12 protein-coding genes are annotated in these 16986 nt (G+C 65.6%); all 12 read left to right on the forward strand.

Annotated elements, in window-relative coordinates; all coding sequences use genetic code 11:
- Positions 1-121: 121 nt before the first annotated feature.
- The 12 genes from EBS11_RS06970 (at position 122) to EBS11_RS07025 (ending at position 16984) form a co-directional block, all read left to right on the forward strand.
- On the forward strand, positions 122-988 hold the full coding sequence (locus EBS11_RS06970) for an aldo/keto reductase family oxidoreductase (RefSeq protein ID WP_290601569.1): 867 nt from the start codon (positions 122-124) through the stop codon (positions 986-988).
- 66 nt (positions 989-1054) lie between these two features.
- The gene (locus tag EBS11_RS06975) at positions 1055-1516 is read left to right on the forward strand and encodes a MarR family transcriptional regulator (RefSeq protein WP_290601570.1); all 462 of its coding nucleotides are present in this window, start codon (positions 1055-1057) and stop codon (positions 1514-1516) included.
- Between the two features lie 165 nt (positions 1517-1681).
- On the forward strand, positions 1682-4057 hold the full coding sequence (locus tag EBS11_RS06980; protein ID WP_290601687.1) for a M1 family metallopeptidase: 2376 nt from the start codon (positions 1682-1684) through the stop codon (positions 4055-4057).
- Entirely contained in the window at positions 4054-4542 is a 489-nt protein-coding gene (locus EBS11_RS06985) for a DUF6702 family protein (protein WP_290601571.1), read from the forward strand. Before EBS11_RS06980 ends, EBS11_RS06985 begins: the two co-directional genes overlap by 4 nt.
- A 56-nt stretch (positions 4543-4598) precedes the next feature.
- Entirely contained in the window at positions 4599-6635 is a 2037-nt protein-coding gene (locus tag EBS11_RS06990) for a TonB-dependent receptor (protein WP_290601572.1), read from the forward strand.
- 105 nt (positions 6636-6740) lie between these two features.
- The gene (locus EBS11_RS06995; RefSeq protein ID WP_290601574.1) at positions 6741-7475 is read left to right on the forward strand and encodes a 2OG-Fe dioxygenase family protein; all 735 of its coding nucleotides are present in this window, start codon (positions 6741-6743) and stop codon (positions 7473-7475) included.
- A gap of 143 nt (positions 7476-7618) precedes the next feature.
- Positions 7619-8980 carry a response regulator gene (locus tag EBS11_RS07000; RefSeq protein ID WP_290601576.1) on the forward strand — a complete coding sequence of 454 codons (1362 nt, stop codon included), beginning with the start codon at positions 7619-7621 and terminating at the stop codon, positions 8978-8980.
- Positions 8981-9390: 410 nt separating this feature from the next.
- Complete coding sequence (locus EBS11_RS07005) at positions 9391-10128, forward strand: CerR family C-terminal domain-containing protein (protein ID WP_290601578.1); 738 nt, start codon at positions 9391-9393, stop codon at positions 10126-10128.
- Positions 10118-11566, forward strand: coding sequence for an efflux transporter outer membrane subunit (locus tag EBS11_RS07010; protein WP_290601579.1), 1449 nt, complete (start codon positions 10118-10120; stop codon positions 11564-11566). The genes EBS11_RS07005 and EBS11_RS07010 overlap by 11 nt, the downstream gene beginning before the upstream one ends.
- A gap of 13 nt (positions 11567-11579) precedes the next feature.
- A complete protein-coding gene (locus tag EBS11_RS07015) occupies positions 11580-12752 on the forward strand; it encodes an efflux RND transporter periplasmic adaptor subunit (protein ID WP_290601581.1) in 1173 nt (390 codons plus the stop codon).
- 9 nt (positions 12753-12761) lie between these two features.
- The gene (locus EBS11_RS07020; protein WP_290601583.1) at positions 12762-15878 is read left to right on the forward strand and encodes an efflux RND transporter permease subunit; all 3117 of its coding nucleotides are present in this window, start codon (positions 12762-12764) and stop codon (positions 15876-15878) included.
- Positions 15879-16009: 131 nt separating this feature from the next.
- Positions 16010-16984 (forward strand): hypothetical protein, encoded by a 975-nt coding sequence (locus tag EBS11_RS07025; RefSeq protein ID WP_290601585.1) that lies wholly within the window; start codon positions 16010-16012, stop codon positions 16982-16984.
- Positions 16985-16986 lie beyond the last annotated feature (2 nt).

Genomic DNA, 16986 nt, shown 5'->3' on the forward strand with positions numbered 1-16986 from the left:
ACTGTACGTAATTTACTGTACGTAATTGAGTACAGCCTGTACCGGATTGACCCGATTATCATACAGCGCAATCGCCGTTACGATGGCTGCTCCTGTCCTCGACCACCATACCGGAGCTTCCATGCACACCACTTCCCCCGCACTCGCCCCATTCACGCCCGCCCATTGCGACATCGCGTTCAACCGCACCGGCTACGGCGCCATGCAGCTGGCCGGCCCGCACGTCTGGGGTCCGCCGAAAGACCGCGCCGCCGCCGTCGCCGTGCTGCGCGAAGCGGTCGAACTGGGCGTCAACCATATCGACACGTCGGACTTTTACGGCCCGCATATCACCAACCAGATCATCCGCGAGGCGCTGCACCCGTACCGCAGCGGCTTGACCATCGTCACCAAGATCGGCTTCATGCGCGGCGCCGACCAGTCCTGGCTGCCGGCCGCATCGCCACAACAGCTGCGCGACGCCGTGCACGACAACCTGCGCAACCTGGGCCTGGACGTGCTCGACGTCGTCAACCTGCGCGCACCGGGCATCGCCGGCCCGGACGGCTCGTCGCTTGCCGAACCGCTGTCCGTGCTGGTGCAGCTGCAGCGGGAAGGCCTGGTGCGCCATATCGGCCTGTCCAATGTCGACGCCGGCCAGGTGGCCGAGGCACAGCGGATCAGCCCCATCGTCTGCGTGCAGAACCACTACAATCTGGCGCACCGCGCGGACGATGCGCTGATCGACACGCTGGCCGCGCAAGGCATCGCGTATGTGCCGTTCTTCCCCTTGGGCGGCTTTTCGCCGCTGCAATCCGATACCTTGAACCAGGTGGCGGCCGCCATGCAGGCCACGCCGATGCAGGTGGCGCTGGCCTGGCTGCTGCAGCGGGCGCCGAATGTGCTGGTCATTCCCGGCACCTCGTCGGTGGCGCACCTGCGGGAAAACATCGCGGCCGGCGCGCTCAGGCTCGATGCGCAGGCGCTGGCGGCATTGAATACCCTGTGACGCCGCCAGGCAGCGGGGAAGCGGGGGTAGCTTGCAACTAAGTAGCGCGCTATATATACTGTGCCCATGGATACCACCACCGCCCCCAACCCGCTGCACCAGGTGCCGCGCCTGGACAGCCAGCTGTGCTTTGCGCTGTACTCGACCTCGCTCGCCATGAACAAGCTGTACCGCAAGCTCCTGCGCAAGCTGGGCCTCACGTATTCGCAATACCTGGTGATGATGGTGCTGTGGGAACGCGACGGCCTGACCGTGTCGGAAGTGGGCGAGCGCCTGTTCCTCGATTCGGCCACCCTGACGCCCCTGCTCAAGCGCATGGAGCAGTCGGGCCTGCTGACGCGCGCGCGCGCCGCCAGCGACGAGCGCCAGGTCATCATTTCCCTCACGGAACAGGGCGACCAGCTGCGCCACGAGGCGGCCCTGCTGCCGGAAGCCATACTGACGGCCAGCCACTGCAGCGTGGAACAAGTTGTGGACATGAAACAACAGCTGAACCAGTTGCGCGACAGCCTGATGAAAAGTGAGTAAATACACGGCTTTTCCGAGCAAAATCAGGTGAACTATCCATCTGACGGCGCCGGGCAAAAGCTGGCGCAAAATCCGCCTTTCTTTATTACAAATCGATACAAGCCTGCCCCCACCCTGCGTATAGAATAGTTGCCACTATTTCCTTACAACAATATCTGGGTGACCATGCGCATTTCCTTCGGTTCCGTAGCCTCGCTGGCTCTCTGCTTTACCGTCTCGGCCTTCGCCGCCGAACCCTTCGACGACAAGTTCCGCCAGCTCGAAGAGATACTGCCCACCCCGAATACCTACCGCACCGCCTCCGGCGCGCCCGGCCACGCCTACTGGCAGCAGCGCGCCGACTACGCGATCCGCGCCACCCTGGACGAAGCCAAACGCGCAATCACCGGCAGCGGCACCGTCACCTACCATAACCAGTCGCCCGACACCCTCGGCTACCTGTGGGTGCAGCTGGACCAGAACATCTACAAGCCCGATTCCGACGCGCGCCGCATGGCCACTGCGCCATCGCGCCAGGCCTGGGCCAGGACGGCGGGCGACGAGACGATGAAGTTCGAAGGCTTGCGCGGCATGCTGGCGCGCGGCGACTTCCAGGGCGGCTTCAATATCCGCGCCTTGAAGGGCGCCGATGGCCAGCCTTTGAAATACGTTATCAACCGCACCATGATGCGCATCGACCTGCCGCAGCCATTGAAACCGGGCCAGGACTTCGTCTTCCAGATCGACTGGGATTACCGCATCAACGAGCAGAAGGTGCTGGGCGGGCGCGCCGGTTATGAAGTCTTCGACGACATGAACGCGCTGTTTGAGGTGGCGCAATGGTTCCCCCGCATGGCGGCCTACTACGATGCGGCCGGCTGGCAGCACAAGCAGTTCCTCGGCTCGGGCGAATTCACGCTGGAATTCGGCGACTACGACGTGCAGCTGACCGTCCCCGCCGACCATGTCGTCGCCGCCACGGGCGAGCTGCAGAATCCGCAGGACGTGCTGTCCGCCGCCCAGCGCGAGCGCCTGGAGCAGGCCCGTACCAGCGACAAGCCCGTCATCATCGTCACGCAGAAGGAAGCGGAAGCGGCCGAAAAATCCGTCAGCCGGGCGCAAAAGACCTGGCATTTCAAGGCGTCCAACGTGCGCGACTTCGCCTGGGCCTCGAGCCGCAAGTTCATCTGGGATGCGCAGGGCTACAGCAAGGGCGGCAGCAAGCTGATGGCCATGTCCTACTATCCGAAGGAAGGCAATCCGCTGTGGGAAAAATACAGCACGCAAGCCATCGTGCACACCATCGAACAGTACAACAAATACAGCATCGACTACCCGTACCCGACCGCCATTTCCGTCAACGGTCCCGTGGGCGGCATGGAGTATCCGATGATCTCCTTCAATGGCCCGCGCCCCGTGAAGGACAAGAAGACGGGCGAGCTGACCTACTCCAAGCGCACCAAGTATGGCCTGATCGGCGTCATCATCCATGAGGTGGGCCATAACTACTACCCGATGATCATCAACTCGGACGAGCGCCAGTGGACGTGGATGGACGAAGGCTTGAACACCTTCGTGCAATACCTGGCGCAGCAGGCATGGGAAGAAAACTACCCGGCCTCGCGCGGCGAGCCGCGCGAAATCGTCGACTACATGCGTAGCCGCGACCAGGTACCCATCATGACCAATTCCGAGTCCCTGCTGCAGTTCGGCAACAACGCCTATGCCAAGCCGGCGGCGGGCCTGAACATCCTGCGCGAGACCATCCTCGGGCGCGAGCTGTTCGACTACGCCTTCAAGGAATACGCGCAGCGCTGGAAATTCAAGCGCCCGACGCCCGCCGACTTTTTCCGCACCATGGAAGACGCTTCCGGCACGGACCTGGACTGGTTCTGGCGCGGCTGGTTCTACACCACCGACCCGGTCGACATCAGCATCGACGGCATCACGGAATATGGCGTGAGCTCGAAGAATCCGGAAACGGAAAAGGCGTGGAAGAAGGCGCAGAAGGACGCCCAGCCGGAATCCGTCACGAGCCGCGCCAACAAGGGCATGCCGCGCCGCGTCGATGCGCATCCGGAACTGAAGGATTTCTACAACCAGCACGACGATTTCACGGTGACCAACAAGGACCGCAACGCCTATGCGGAAGCGCTGGCCGGCCTGGAACCGTGGGAAAAGGACTTGCTGCAACAGGGCAAGCACCTGTACCTGGTCGACCTGTCGAACGTGGGCGGCATGGTCATGCCCCTGATACTGGAAATCGAACTGAAAAGCGGCAAGAAGTACGTGGAACGCGTGCCGGCCGAAGTGTGGCGCTATTCGCCGAAGAAAATCACCAAGATCGTCATCACGGACGAGCCGATGGTGGGCCTGGTGCAGGACCCGTACTGGGAAACGGCCGACATCGACACCAGCAACAATAGCTGGCCGCGCAAGATCACGCCATCGCGCCTGGAACTGTTCAAGAGCGAGAAGTCGCCGAAGGATAACCTGATGCGCGATTTTAATACGCCGCTGAAAGGCAAGAGCGGCGGCGCGGCCAGGGACGAGGAGGCGTGACGCCCTGGCGCACGCTCGCGGCCGGCCTGCTGGCCAGCGCCAGCATGGCGGCCGGCGCGCATAATTTCCACATGGGTATCGCCGACGTCAGCTACAACGCGGCCAGCGGCAGCACGGAAGTGGTGCACACCTACACGGGCCACGACGTCGAAGCGCTGCTGACGCAGCTGTACCAGCGCCAGTTCGACCTGGGCCAGGAAGACAGCGAGGCGGCGCTGCGCCGCTACGTGGACAAGCAGTTTTATATCGTCGGCGCCGACGGCAAGCGCCTGCGCCTGAACTGGGTCGGCATGAAGGTCAACGCGGACAACGTGGTGATCTTCCAGGAAATCGAGCGCACGCGCCTGGCGCCCGCCACGCGCATCCACAACCAGCTGCTGATCGACTTCCTGCCCAGCCAGAGAAATACCCTCAACGTGCAGGACGGCGGCGCCATCCAGACCCTGTTCTTCGACAGCCGGCACGCCGAACTGCCGATCCGCTAAACACCGGCAGGAAGCCCGCCGCGGGCCGCGCCACGCCACGCCATCTCCACAGAACCATGACGCCACGCTATCTCCCCCTCCTCCTCGCCGCCCTGTTTTCGGCAGGCGCCGCCCGCGCCGACGACATCTTCCAGCGCGTGCTGGTCGACGGTTCGCGCCTGAACCAGCTGGGCGTGGCCGATTCGGCCAACGCGGGCAGCGTCACGCAAAAGCAGCTCGACGCGCGCACCAGCTACCGGCCCGGCGAACTGCTCGAAGCCGTGCCGGGGCTGATCGCCAGCCAGCATAGCGGCGAGGGCAAGGCCAACCAGTTCTACCTGCGCGGCTTCAACCTCGACCACGGCACGGACTTGCGCACCACCGTCGATGAAATGCCCGTCAACCAGCGCAGCCATGGCCACGGACAGGGCTGGACCGACCTGAACTTCCTGATCCCCGAACTGGCCATGCGCCTCGATTACAAGAAGGGGCCGTATTCGGCGGCGCAAGGCGATTTTTCCTCGGCGGGCGCGGCCTCCGTCGTCTACGCGAACCGCCTGACGCAGGGCATCGCCAGCGTGGGCATCGGACAAAACGGCTTTCGCCGCGCCCTGCTGGCCGATTCGCCCGATGCGGGCGACGGCAGCCTGCTGTACGCCCTCGAAGCGCAGCACAACGACGGCCCGTTCACGCAGCCGGACCGCTACCACAAGCTCAATGGCGTGCTGCGCTACAGCGAAGGCTATGCCAACAACGGCTACAACGTCACGGCCATGGCCTACGACGCCAGCTGGAACGCCACCGACCAGATCCCGCTGCGCGCCGTGCAGGACGGCACGCTGGGCCGCTTCGACGCCATCGACCCCAGTGACGGCGGCAAGGCGCAGCGCTACAGCCTCTCCGGCACCTGGCGCCAGACGACGGACGACGTCTCGTCCAAGGTCAGCGCGTACGTGATCGCCAACCGCCTGGCCCTGTTCTCGAATTTTACGTATGCGATGGAGGACCCCGGCAACGGCGACCAGTTCGCCCAGCCCGACCGGCGCGTGACGGCCGGCCTGGATGCCAGCCATACCTGGCACCGCCACACGGAGCGGGGCAGCAGCGATACCACCATCGGCCTGCAGTTGCAGAACGACAACATCCACAATGGCCTGTACAACACGCGGCAGCGGCAAGTCCTGTCCGCCACGCGGCAAGACCATATCGTCGAAAGCAGCATCGGCGTGTATGGCGAAAACAGCACGCGCTGGTCGCGCTGGCTGCGCACCGTGGCCGGCCTGCGCGCGGATGCCTACCGCTTCGACGTGCGCAGCGACCGCCCCGCCAATTCCGGCACGGCCAGCGACCATTTGCTCAGTCCCAGCCTGAGCGTAATCGCCGGCCCGTGGCGCGACACGGAAGCGTATGTCAACCTTGGCAATGGTTTTCACAGCAACGACGCGCGCGGCACGACGATCACGGTCGACCCGAAGACGGGCGAACCAGCCGACAAGGTCACGCCCCTGGTGCGCTCGCGCGGGCTGGAGCTGGGCTTGCGCAGCGCCGCCATCGCCGGCCTGCAAACGTCGCTGTCGCTGTACCGCCTGGACTTCGATTCCGAGCTGCTGTTCATCGGCGACGCCGGCGCCACCGAGGCGGGCCGCCCCAGCCGCCGCTACGGCATCGAGTTTTCCAGCTACTACAAGGCGGCCAGCTGGCTGGCGCTGGACCTGGACCTGGCGTATGCGCGGGCACGCTCGCGCGGCAACGACCCGGCGGGCGACTACATCCCCGGCGCCATCGAAGGCGTGGCCCAGCTGGCCCTGACGGTGACGCCGGCAGGGCCGTGGTCGGGTTCCCTGCGCCTGCGCTACTTCGGCCCGCGCCCCCTGGTCGAGGACAACAGCGTGCGTTCCGCGGCCAGCGTGGGCCTGAACGGACGCCTCGCCTACCAGATCGACAAGACCTTGCGGGTGGCGCTGGAGGGTTATAACCTGGCCAACCGGCGCGACTCGGCCATCGATTACTACTATGCCTCGCGCCTGCCCGGCGAGGCGCAGCCTGTCGACGATATCCACTTCCATCCGGTGGAATCGCGCTCGCTGCGCCTGACCCTGGTAAAGAATTTTTAACTCGGCAGGCATAATTCCTATCGGACGTAGCACAAGAGGTGCCGCGAAGTCGTAGAATGCCAGGCTGGATAAACTGATACCGGCCGCGTTGCGGCCCGCACCGCCATGAGCACTTCCGCACCGATCTTTACCGACCCGTCCCACGTCAAGGAAGCCTTGCGCGATGACGGCTATGCCGTCCTGCGCCCGCAGGACGTGGCTGCGCTGGCCGGCTGCCCGCTCGCCGCGCTGCGCGCGCTGGAAGGCAGCTGGGACACGCTGGCGCTGGACAACTACCTGAAGGATGGCGGCCGCTATCGCCGCCGGCGCCACTCGTGCTTCGTGCAGGACGGCGAGCGTCTGACGCAGACGGCGCACCGTCCGCACTGGCAGCCGGTCGAATACAACGCCCTGCACGGCGGCATGCACCGCCTGTTCGAGCCGATCGAGCCAGCCATCGTGGCGCAGGCGGCCTGGCAGCAGCTGATCCGCGCGCTGGGCGACGCCTGCTCCCAGGTCAAGGGGCAGCAGCCGTGGTTCATCGAGGCGCACCAGTTCCGCATCGACACCACGGACGGCATCGGCCGCCCCACGCCGGAGGGCGCGCACCGCGACGGCGTCGATTTCGTCGCCGTGCTGCTGATCGGGCGCGAGCAGATCAAGGGCGGCGAGACGCGCATCTTCGAAGCCGATGGCCCCAACGGCAAGCGTTTTACGCTCACCGAGCCGTGGTCGCTGCTGCTGCTCGACGATGCGGCCGTCATCCATGAGTCGACGCCGATCCAGCCTGTCGGCGAACATGGGCACCGCGACACGCTCGTGCTGACCTACCGGGCGGGGCAATTCCAGGGCGAAAATTGACAAGCGGCCACATCATTCCCTTGGGGCCAAAATAGTTACTTGGAAGTTACTTTTACAGACCTAAATCCGATATAGTCACATGATGTCGATATTGCGCGCCCACTGCGCCCAGCATCATATACCCTGAATTCTAGGAGAGGTCTGTGGACTCCAACAACCAAATCAAGCCGGATGAAATCGAGATCCTGATCGTCGAGGATAGTCCGACCCAGGCGGAACGCTTGCGCCGCCTGATCCAGTCCCTGCACTACAACGCGCGCGTGGCGGCCAACGGCCAGCTGGCCCTGGCCGCCATCCGCGAACGCAAGCCGCACCTGGTGCTGTCCGATATCGTCATGCCGGAAATGAATGGCTACGACCTGTGCCGCGCCATCAAGTCCGATCCGACCCTGCGCGACATCCCCGTGATCCTCGTCACCTCGCTCAACGACCCGAAGGACATCATCCGCGGCATCGAGTGCGGCGCCGACAATTTCATCCGCAAGCCGTACGCGGAAGACTACCTGCTCAACCGCATCAGCCACATGCTGATGAACCAGAAGCTGCGCAAGAACCAGAATGTCGAAATCGGCATCGCGCTGTACCTGGGCGACCAGAAGCACTTCATCAATGCGGAACGCCAGCAAATCCTCGACCTGCTGATCTCCACCTACGAACAGGCGGTGCAGGTCAACGGCGAACTGCAGGCGCGCGAACGCCAGGTGATCGAACTGAACATGCGCCTGGCGCACCATGCGGCGGAACTGGAAACCATCAACCGCGAAATCGCCCTGAAAAACCTGGAACTGGCCGAAGCGAGCCGCATGAAGTCGGCCTTCATCGCCAACATGTCGCACGAGCTGCGCACGCCGCTCAACGCCATCATCGGCTTCACGGGCGCGCTGCTGATGAAACTGCCCGGCCCCCTGACGTCCGACCAGGACAAACAGCTCAACACCATCCGCGCCAGCGCGCGCCACCTGCTCTCGCTGATCAACGACATCCTCGACGTGGCCAAGATCGAGGCGGGCAAGCTGACCCTGTCGATCGAACCCGTGCACTGCCAGGAACTGATGGCCGAAGTGGCCGACACCCTGCGTCCGCTGGCCCAGCAAAAGGGCCTGGCGCTGGAAATCGAGCTGGGCGAGCCCCACCAGGCGCCCGCCATCATCGACACGGACCGCCGCGCCCTGACGCAAATCCTCATCAACCTGCTCAACAATGCCATCAAGTTCACGGAACAGGGCACGGTGCGCATCAGCCTGGCCCAGCGCGAGGAAGATGGCGTGCAGGTGACGGAAATGAGCATCGCCGACAGCGGCGCCGGCATCAAGGAAGAGGACCAGGCCAAGCTGTTCCAGGCCTTCTCGCAACTCGATTCCACCTCCACGCGCCACGTGGAAGGGGCGGGACTGGGCCTGTACCTGTGCCAGAACCTGGCCAACGCCATCGGCGGCGCCCTGTTCTTCAACAGCGACTATGGTTCCGGCAGCACGTTTACCCTGGCCTTGCGCAGCAAGTCCTGAGGCCGAGCGCGCACAACATGATTTTTTGACATCCTGGACGGATCGACACCGTAGTTCTACTGTATTGCACTGCACCATTTTTAGCGCTATAGTAGAACTGTCTCCTCCAATTCGTTCTCCGAACATTGGATTCAGCCCGCGCCGCAAGGTACGCGGGCTTTTTTTTGTCTGGTGGCCATCGAACCCAACCCGCTGCGCGGTGCGCCTTGCGGCCGGTGATGCTCACCGTGCTGGAGCACGGTTGCGCTTCTCGGCCACCATGCCCATCCGCTCGCGACGGTGGTGTTCGATGTTGCTGCGCCGGATGGTGAATGCATCCGCCAGACGTGAACAGTAGCCAAATTGAACACTAACTAAATCAAGCGATTTAGTTATATCAATCGTTTGAGATATGTGATTAAATCTCCGGCATGATTGAAAAAAACATTTCCTCCACACCCCATGCCGATGACGGACGCAAGCCACGCTCCGATGGCGAGCAGTCGCGCGAGCGCCTGCTGCATAGCGCCATCCGCCTGTTTGCCGAACAAGGCTACGCCAAGACATCCACGCGCGAACTGGCGCAGGCGGCCGGCACGAATGCGGCCGCCATCAGCTATTATTTTGGCGACAAGGCGGGCCTGTACCGCGCCGCCTTCGCCCAGCAGTCGGCGGACCCGCAGGACAATATCGCCCTGTACGACCAGCCCCATTTCACCCTGCGCCAAAGCCTGGAAGGCTTTTACGCGCAACTGCTCGCGCCCATGCAGCAGGGCGAGATCGCGCGCGACTGCATGCGCCTGTGGTGCCGCGAAATGCTCGAACCGACGGGCCTGTGGGCGCGCGAGATCGACCAGAACATCCGCCCCGAACATGAGGCGCTCACGCGCGTGCTGGCGCGCCACCTTGGCGTCGCCGGCGACAGCGACGACATGCACCGGCTGGCGTTTTCCATCGCCTCGCTGGCCCTGCAGCACATGGTCGGCGCCGAAGTGCTGCAGACCCTGCGCCCACAGTTGCTGGAATCCCCGCACGCCATCGCCACCTGGCTGGAACGCATGACCGACTATGCACTGGCCATGGCCGAGGTGGAACGCCGGCGCCTCGCGCCCCCTTCATCCACACCACACCCGCTCAACGACAAGCACAAGGACCAGCATGACGATTAGCCTGACGATCAGCCGATACGCCGTTCAACGCGCCCTCGCTGCCAGCATCGCGCTGGCCCTGGGCGGCTGCGCGCTGCAGGGGCCACCTGCCGCCGTGGCCGCCAGCGCGCCCGCACAGTGGCAGGCGCCGCTGCCGCATAACGGCAGCCTCACGGACCTGGCCAGCTGGTGGCAGCACCAGGGCGACAGCCTGCTGGTCGAGCTGATCACCGATGCGCAGCAGGTCAGTCCCACCATCGCCGCCGCCGGCACGCGCATCGCGCAGGCCCGCGCGGACAGGGTCGCCAGCGGCGCCGCGCTGGCGCCCACCCTGGACGCCACGGGCAGCGTGGTGCGCACCAGCCAGCAATCGGCGCAGCCCGGAGGCACCACCTCGCAGGCGGCGCTGCAGGCATCGTGGGAAATCGACGTCTTTGGCGCCAACCGCGCCACGCGCGACGCGGCGCAGGAACGCTACGACAGCGCCCGCGCGCAGTGGCACGATGCGCGCGTCTCCGTCGCGGCCGAAGTGGCGAACCAGTATTACGCCTTGCGCACCTGCCAGCAATTGCAGGCAGTGGCCGAACAGGATGCCGTCTCGCGCCGCGATTCGGCGCGCCTGACGGAGCTGAGCGCCGGTGCCGGCTTCCAGCCGCCCGCCAATGCGGCCCTGGCCCGCGCCAGCGCCGCCGAAGGTGCCAGCCGCGCCATCGAGCAGCGCGCCGCCTGCGACGTCAGCGTAAAAGCCCTGGTAGCCCTGTCGGCCATGCCGGAAGACGCCTTGCGCGGGAAGCTGGCCGCCAGCCCCGCCATACTGCCCTCGCCCGTGGCGATCGCCGACCTGCCTGCACAGACCCTGGGCCAGCGCCCCGACATCTACAGCGCCGAGCGCGAAGTGGCGGCCGCCAGCTTTGAGGTGCGCGGCGCGCAGGCGCAGCGCTATCCGCGCCTGAGCCTGGCCGGCTCCATCGGCAAGGGCAATATCCGCGCCGGCGGCACCAGCATCACGGCCAGCACCTGGAGCATCGGCCCGCTGGCCGTCAGCCTGCCCATCTTCGACGGCGGCACGCGCCGCGCACAGATAGCCGCCGCCACGGCCCGCTACGACGAAGCCGTGGTGAAGTACCGTGCCGGCGTGCGCCAGGCCGTGCGCGAAGTCGAGGAAGCGCTGGTCAACCTGGCCAGCACGGAAGAACGCAGCGGCCACGCACAGACGGCTTTGGCCGGCTACCGCGTCTCGTTTGTCGCCACGGAAGACCGCTACAAGAACGGCCTGGCCAGCCTGATCGAACTGGAAGACGCGCGCCGCACGCGCCTGGCCGCCGAAAACACGGTGGTCAACCTGGAGCGCGAACGCAGCGCCGCCTGGGTGGCGCTGTACCGCGCCGCCGGCGGCGGCTGGAACAGCAGCAGCGCCGACAACACCAACAACAACGCCATCGCCACCAACGCCCCCTGACGGATACGACAACATGAAAAGACTGACCCTGAAACCGATGGCATTCGCGCTGGCCACCCTCTGCCTGGCACTGGGTGCCGGCGTGACCCTGTACTCGCCGTCATCCACGGCGGCTGACGACGCCAAAGACAAGAAAGCGGCGCAAAAGCCTGCACTGACCGTCACCACGGCCAAGCCGCAGACGGCCAGCCTGCCCATCAAGCTGAGCGCCAACGGCAACGTGGCCGCCTGGCAGGAAGCCGTCATCGGCAGCGAATCGAACGGCCTGCGCCTCACCGAAGTGCGCGTGAACGTGGGCGACGTCGTGCGCGCCGGCCAGGTGCTGGCCGTGTTCTCCAACGACACGGTGAACGCGGACGTGGCGCAGACGAAAGCGGCCGTGCTGGAAGCGGAAGCGAATGCCCTTGAGGCGGCCGCCAACGCGCAGCGCGCCCGCTCGCTGCAAAGCACGGGCGCCATCAGCGCGCAGCAGATCAGCCAGTACCTGACGGCCGAACAGACGGCCAACGCCCGCATCGCCTCGGCCAAGGCGCAGCTGGCCTCGCAGCAGCTGCGCCTGAAGTACACGCAGGTGGTGGCGCCCGACAGCGGCATCATCTCCTCGCGCTCGGCCACCGTCGGTTCCGTCGTGGGCGCTGGCACGGAACTGTTCCGCATGATCCGTCAGGGCCGCCTGGAATGGCGTGCCGAAGTGACGGCCACCGAGCTGCTGAACCTGAAACCGGGCACCCTGGCGCAGGTGAAGGCGGCCAATGGCAGCGTCCTGACGGGCAAGGTGCGCATGATCGCCCCCACCGTCGACCCGCAGACCCGCTCGGCCCTCGTCTACGTGGACCTGCCGGCCAGCACGGGCACGAATGCCCCGTTCAAGGCCGGCATGTACGCCAGCGGGCAATTCGAACTGGGCACCTCGGGCGCGCTGACCGTGCCGCAGCAGGCCATCGCCGTGCGCGATGGCTTCAGCTATGTCTTCCGCCTCAACCCCGACCAGCGGGTCAGCCAGATCAAGGTACAGCCGGGCCGCCGCCTGACGGACCGCATCGAGATCCTGGGTGGCATCACGGCCGACACCACCATCGTCGTCAGCGGCGCCGGCTTCCTCAATGACGGCGACCTGGTACGCAATGTCGCCGCACCAGCGGCAGCACCGGCCAAGCCTGCCGTCGCCCAGGCAGCGAAAAAGTAAGGAGAGGCCATGAATTTTTCCTCCCTCTCGATCAAGAACCCGATCCCGGCCATCATGCTGTTCGCGCTGCTGACCCTGGCCGGGCTGCTGGCCTACAAGGCCAATCCGGTGCAGGATTTCCCCGACATCGAACTGCCCATCGTCACCGTCAGCGCCGTGCTGCCGGGCGCCGCGCCGGCGCAGCTGGAAACGGAAGTGGCGCGCAAGATCGAGGACTCCGTCGCCACCCTGCAAGGCGTGAAAAACATCTACACCAAGGTACTCGACGGCGTGGTCACCGTGACCGTCGAATTCATCCTGGAAAAGCAGATCGCCGAAGCCGTCAACGATGTGCGCGACGCCGTCGCTCGCGTCAAGGCGGACATGCCGGCCGAGCTGCGCGACCCCACCGTCACCAAGGCATCGACGGCCGGCAGGGTCGTGCTGACCTTCATCGCCACGGCGAAACCCGGCGTCGACAATCCGCTCGACGCGCCCGACCTGTCCTGGTATGTCGACAACACGGTGGCCAAGCGCCTGCTGACGGTGCCCGGCGTGGGCGCCGTCAACCGCGTGGGCGGCGTCTACCGCGAAATCCAGGTGGAGCTCGACGAAGCGCGCATGGCTGCGCTGAAGGTGTCCGCGCTGGACGTGTCGCGCCAGCTGCGCCTGGTGCAGCGCGAAGCGCCCGGCGGCCGGGGCGACGTCAGCGGCGCCGAACAGTCGGTGCGCACCATCGCCACCGTCAAGACGGCCGATGAACTGTCGAAGATCGACATTCCCCTGCCGGACGGGCGCCACGTGCGCCTGGAGCAGGTCGCCACCGTGCGCGACACCATCGCCGAGCCGCGCGCGCTGGCCGAGCAGGATGGCAAGACCGTCGTCGCCTTCGAAGTATTCCGCACCAAGGGCGCCAGCGAAGTGGCCGTCGCCAAGGGCGCGCGCGCCGCCATCGCCGACCTGCAGAAGGAAAACCCCAGCGTGGTGCTGCAGCAGTCGATCGACAATGCCTTTCCCGTCGAGGAAAACTTCGACGGCTCGATGGAGCTGCTGTACGAAGGCGCGCTGCTGGCCGTGCTCGTGGTGTGGTGGTTCCTGCGCGACTGGCGCGCCACCCTCGTGGCCGCCGCCGCCCTGCCCCTGTCCGTGATGCCGGCCTTCCTCGGCATCTACTGGTTCGGCTACACGCTCAATACCGTGACACTGCTGTCGCTGGCCCTGGTGGTCGGCGTGCTGGTCGACGACGCCATCGTGGAAATCGAAAACATCGAGCGCCATCTGCGCATGGGCAAGTCGCCCATGGAAGCGGCCATGGAAGCGGCCGACGAAATCGGCATGGCGGTGATCGCCACCACCTTCGCGCTGGTGGCCGTATTCCTGCCGACGGCCTTCATGAGCGGCATTCCCGGCCTGTTCTTCAAGCAGTTCGGCTGGACCGCCGTGCTGGCCGTGCTGGCCTCCCTGGTGGTGGCGCGGCTGCTCACGCCGATGATGGCGGCGTACATCTTGAAGCCGCTGCCGCACAAGGAAGAAAAGGACAGCTGGCTGATGACGCGCTACCTGCGCGTCATGCGCTGGTGCCTGAAACACCGCGGCATCACGGCCATCGCCTCGGCCCTGTTCTTTGTCGGCTCCATCGCGCTCGTGCCGCTGCTGCCGACCGGCTTCGTGCCGGCCGCCGACCGCGCGCAGACGCAGATCAACCTGGAGCTGCCGCCCGGCTCCACCCTGGCCGAGACGCAGGCCGTGGCCGCGATGGCGCGCAATGCGGCCATGCAGATTCCCGGCATCCGGGGCGTCTTCAGTTCGGTCGGCGGCGGCTCCAGCGGCGACGCCTTTGCCCCCGGCGCGGCGGCCGAGGCGCGCCGCGCCGTGCTGACCCTGACCACCGTACACCGCACGGAGCGCAAGGAATCGATGGCCGGCCTGGAAACACAGCTGCGCCACAAGCTCGATGCGATTCCCGGCGCCCGCTTCACGGTAGGGCCGCCCGACACGGGCGTCAAGATGCAGCTGGTGCTGCGCTCGGAAGACCCGGTGGCGCTGATGGAAGCGGCGCAAAAGGTCGAGCGCGAGCTGCGCGGTCTGAAAGGCATCGGCAACGTCAATTCCAGCGCCTCGCTGGTGCGCCCGGAAATCATCGTGCGTCCTGATTTTGCCAGGGCGGCGGACCTGGGCGTGACGGCGGCGGCCATCGGCGAGACCGTGCGCGTAGCCACGGCCGGCGACTACGATACGGATCTGACGAAGATGAACCTGCCGGAGCGCCAGGTGCCGATCCGCGTGAAACTGCCCGACAGCGTGCGCGCCGACCTAGCCGCCATCGAACGCCTGACCGTGCCCGGCAAGAATGGCCCCGTGCGCCTGGCGAACGTGGCCACCGTGACGATGGAAAGCGGCCCGGCGCAGATCGACCGCCTGAACCGCAGCCGCAACGTGACCCTGGACGTGGAACTCGGCTCGCGCACGCTCGGGGAGCTGAACGAGGAAGCGCGCGCCCTGCCATCGATGAAGAACCTGCCGCCATCCGTGAAGATCGCGGAACTGGGCGACGCGCAGGAGATGGCGTCGCTGTTCGCCAGCTTCGGCCTGGCCATGCTGATCGGCGTGCTGTGCATCTACTGCGTGCTGGTGCTGCTGTTCAAGGACTTCATGCAGCCGATGACCATCCTGGCGGCCTTGCCGCTGTCGATCGGCGGCGCCTTCGTGGCACTCCTGATCACGGGCAGCGCCCTGTCGATGCCGTCGATGATCGGCCTGATCATGCTGATGGGGATCGTCACGAAGAACTCGATCCTGCTGGTCGACTATGCCATCCTGGCGCGCCAGGCGGGCATGAACCGCTTCGACGCCCTGGTCGACGCCTGCCACAAGCGCAGCCGTCCCATCCTGATGACGACGATCGCCATGGGCGCCGGCATGATGCCGCTGGCGCTGGGCTGGGGCGCCGACCCCAGCTTCCGCTCACCGATGGCCATCACCGTCATCGGCGGCCTGATCACCTCGACTTTACTCAGCCTGCTGGTGGTGCCGGCCGTCTTCACCTACATCGACGACCTGGAACACCTGCTCAAGCGCGGCATGGCGAAACTGCGCCGCCACAAGGCGCCGGCGCGGCGCGATGAGCAGGTGGTGCTGGAAAAATAAGCGCCGCCCTTGTCTGCAAAATCGCCCCCCGCGGGCAAGGAAGCGAAGGACCGGCCGGCAGGCCGCGCTCCCTCGCTTCCATCTATCTGGCATACTGCGCCCATTCACAATGAACGCAATCTGCCCTGCCTATGAATTACCGCAACCCGCTCGCCCTGATACTGGCCTGTACCCTGCTCGGCGCCTGTTCGGACAAAACCGCTTCCGCCCCCGTGACCGACACGGCAGCCGACGTGGCGGCCAGCGCCCCTGCGGCCGCTGACGACAGCGCCTCGACAGACGCCGCGCCGCCGCCGTCCGCCACCGCGCCGAAGACGGAAGAGATGAACACGCCGCAGGCGCGCGAACGCGAAGCGGGCATGATGCGCGCCGTCTTCGGCAAGGACTACCGCAGCGACAGCGACGATGCGCTGGCCGACCTGTCCGATCCGGACAATCACATCGACAAGCTCAGTTATGTCGTCAGTGCCGTCAGCCACAGGCTGCTGCCCGACGGCCGTGCCATCCTCGTGGCGAATGCGGAAACGGCCAATACGGAAGGCACGGCCGAATCGGCGCATGCTTCGTCGGGACTGCTGAATGTCTTTTTCCTGGCGCCCAAGGGCCAGCCGGGCGACGGCCAGTGGAAGGTTGAAAAACGGCTGGAAAACATTGCCGCCCTGGGCTCGTCGGGCCAGCTCGGAGAAGTCCACTGGGTCACACTGGGCGCGAACAAGCCGGGCCTGGCGATCCGCCACGGCTACACGGGCCAGGGCTACACGATCACGCAACTGGCGCTGTTCGAGATCGGCGACGGCAAGGTCACTGCGCTCGACGGCGGCATCGACCTGTACTCGGACAATATGGGCGCCTGCACGCCGGAGATGGATGAATGCTGGATGGTTGAAGGAAGCTGGCGCTTCGCCCCCGCGCGCGCTGGCGGCGCCTACGATGACCTGCTGATCGATTTCAAGGGCGCGTCCGAGAAAATCAAGCCCGGTGTCACCGTCAAGCCGGACCAGGACCCGCCGCGCGTCGCCACGTCCTTGAACGGCCACGCGCGCTATGCCTTCGATGGCAAGGGGTACAAGCTGGTAGAAGGCAAGAATACGGTGCCTGGCGTTTAATG

The organism is Janthinobacterium sp. (assembly GCF_009923995.1).
In the GTDB taxonomy this organism is placed as follows: domain Bacteria; phylum Pseudomonadota; class Gammaproteobacteria; order Burkholderiales; family Burkholderiaceae_D; genus Janthinobacterium.

Coding starts and splice junctions, on each gene's coding strand:
- EBS11_RS07020 (WP_290601583.1), top strand. CDS start 12,762: ATGAATTTTTCCTCCCTCTCGATCAAGAACCCGATCCCGGCCATCATG.
- EBS11_RS07015 (WP_290601581.1), top strand. CDS start 11,580: ATGAAAAGACTGACCCTGAAACCGATGGCATTCGCGCTGGCCACCCTC.
- EBS11_RS06970 (WP_290601569.1), top strand. CDS start 122: ATGCACACCACTTCCCCCGCACTCGCCCCATTCACGCCCGCCCATTGC.
- EBS11_RS07025 (WP_290601585.1), top strand. CDS start 16,010: ATGAATTACCGCAACCCGCTCGCCCTGATACTGGCCTGTACCCTGCTC.
- EBS11_RS06975 (WP_290601570.1), top strand. CDS start 1,055: ATGGATACCACCACCGCCCCCAACCCGCTGCACCAGGTGCCGCGCCTG.
- EBS11_RS06980 (WP_290601687.1), top strand. CDS start 1,682: ATGCGCATTTCCTTCGGTTCCGTAGCCTCGCTGGCTCTCTGCTTTACC.
- EBS11_RS06995 (WP_290601574.1), top strand. CDS start 6,741: ATGAGCACTTCCGCACCGATCTTTACCGACCCGTCCCACGTCAAGGAA.
- EBS11_RS06990 (WP_290601572.1), top strand. CDS start 4,599: ATGACGCCACGCTATCTCCCCCTCCTCCTCGCCGCCCTGTTTTCGGCA.
- EBS11_RS07010 (WP_290601579.1), top strand. CDS start 10,118: ATGACGATTAGCCTGACGATCAGCCGATACGCCGTTCAACGCGCCCTC.
- EBS11_RS07005 (WP_290601578.1), top strand. CDS start 9,391: ATGATTGAAAAAAACATTTCCTCCACACCCCATGCCGATGACGGACGC.